Origin of the sequence: Paenibacillus sp. J14 (assembly GCF_000518465.1) — a bacterium.
Classification (GTDB): Bacteria; Bacillota; Bacilli; order Paenibacillales; family Paenibacillaceae; genus Fontibacillus; species Fontibacillus barengoltzii.
Genome location: NZ_JADQ01000109.1, coordinates 1 through 1,835, shown reverse-complemented (window position 1 = coordinate 1,835; position 1,835 = coordinate 1). Strand labels below are relative to the sequence as shown.

At 40.0% G+C, this 1,835-nt stretch carries 2 protein-coding genes; one reads left to right on the top strand and one right to left on the bottom strand.

What is annotated here, in order from left to right; genetic code table 11:
- The first annotated feature begins 278 nt into the window (after positions 1-278).
- Positions 279-824: a TetR/AcrR family transcriptional regulator gene (locus M891_RS0122125; protein WP_028540298.1), complete on the top strand. Its 546-nt coding sequence runs from the start codon at positions 279-281 to the stop codon at positions 822-824.
- Between the two features lie 60 nt (positions 825-884).
- Here M891_RS0122125 and M891_RS0122120 read toward each other — a convergent pair whose 3' ends face one another.
- A complete protein-coding gene (locus tag M891_RS0122120) occupies positions 885-1,736 on the bottom strand; it encodes an aldo/keto reductase (RefSeq protein WP_028540297.1) in 852 nt (283 codons plus the stop codon).
- Positions 1,737-1,835: the final 99 nt, after the last annotated feature.

Sequence of the window (1,835 nt, the reverse complement as noted above, 5' to 3'; positions counted from 1 at the left end):
CACTATCCATTTTAACCTACGAGATGTAGCAATTTGGAGGGCTGTCTTTTGTTTACGTTCATCTTAGCTAGGAAGTTTTGATGTAGCGTTATACATTGCGATTCTCTCCTTTACTGATTCATCTGGGATTGAAGATTATTAACATTGATCGTTTAATCAACTCGTGTTTATAATTTTAATCAGAATGAATCAACTTACAATCGTCAATACCTTTGGGTATGTTGATTATTGAACAAAATACTGAAAATTGACGAGGATCTTGGAGAGGAGATTAAGAAATGACGAAAGTGGATCGAAGGGTACAAAAAACGCAAACCGCGATCAAAAGTGCGATTCTTGAATTAATGGCTGAAAAAGACTTTGAGGACATAACCATCCGTGATATTGCCGATAAAGCCAACGTGAACCGAGGCACAATTTATCTCCACTACGTTGACAAATATGACTTGCTTGACAAGATTATCGAAGAACATATTAATAATCTCCGGGATCTCTGCCAATCCGCATCCGAATTGACGTTTACAGAGGGCAACTACGTCTGGTTCGATTACTTTGCCGAACATCATTTGTTCTTTTCCACAATGTTAAATACGAAAAGTGCCGCTTATTTTCGCAGTCGATTCCTTGATTTAGTCATTCAAGAATACAGGCCGGACGTAAATGTTACCGAAGGGAAAAACCGGGGGTTAAATGAAGAAATGTTTCTTCAATTTTTTGGCGCAGCGATCGTTGGTACAGTAGAATGGTGGTTTAGGAACGGGATGCCGCTCCCCCCTCGCGTAATCGCTGAACAAACGGGGATACTGCTGGATCGGAATATCTGAGACGTAAATCGGCGACCTCTCCCCAGTGGAATACCGGGAAGTGATCGCCGCTTTTTCATTTTACTTACCAATTCTGTATTCTGTTATAAATTCAACAGTTTCTGGATCGTAATGTGAGAAGAATAAGCTTTGTTCTTGATCCAGTTTCGCAATTTTATCCATGTCTTCATTGGTTAGTTCAAAATTAAAGACATCGAAATTCTCAATCATCCGTTCTTTCCTAACTGTTTTAGGAATGACAACCACATTACGCTGAATGAGATAACGAAGCGCAACTTGGGCAACCGATTTCCCATATTGCACTCCAATTTCTTTTAGGGTTTCATTCATAAAGAAATCATTTCTTCCTTCAGCAAAAGGTCCCCAGGATTCAATTTGAGTACCATATTTCTCCATAATCTTTTGGGCTTGCTTTTGTTGGTTAAAGACATGGGTTTCCACTTGGTTCACCATTGGAGTGATCTCACTAAACTTGGCAATATCAATAAACCGATCAGGATAGAAATTACTTACTCCAATCGCTTTAATGATCCCTTTCTTGTAATACTCTTCCATCGCTCGATATGTTCCATAGTAGTCGTTAAACGGTTGATGGATTAATACTAAATCGATATAGTCGGATTGAAGCTTTTGTAAAGATTCGTCGATGGATGCTTTAGCTTTCTCGTAGCCGGCATTCGAAATCCAAACCTTTGTGGTAATGAAAAATTCATCACGAGGCAGGCCGCTTTTTCGAACAGCATTCCCTACAGCTTCTTCATTTCCGTAAGCTTGAGCAGTATCGATTGAACGATACCCCACTTCAATGGCTTCGCTTACAACTCGCTCACATTCTGCAAGATCAGGGATTTGATAGACGCCAAAACCCAATATCGGCATCTTAATTCCATTGGATAAAGTCACTGTCTCCATCATACATCCTCCTCGTATAGTATCTTTAAAAAGCTCTTTTAGGTTCATTTCCATCCCCCCGGGGGATGGAAAACAGCCTCCAAATTTCCAGCTTGTTCT

Bases quoted from the DNA above. Each gene is read 5' to 3' on its own strand.
- M891_RS0122125 (WP_028540298.1), top strand. From the start codon at position 279: ATGACGAAAGTGGATCGAAGGGTACAAAAAACGCAAACCGCGATCAAA.
- M891_RS0122120 (WP_028540297.1), bottom strand. From the start codon at position 1,736: ATGGAGACAGTGACTTTATCCAATGGAATTAAGATGCCGATATTGGGT.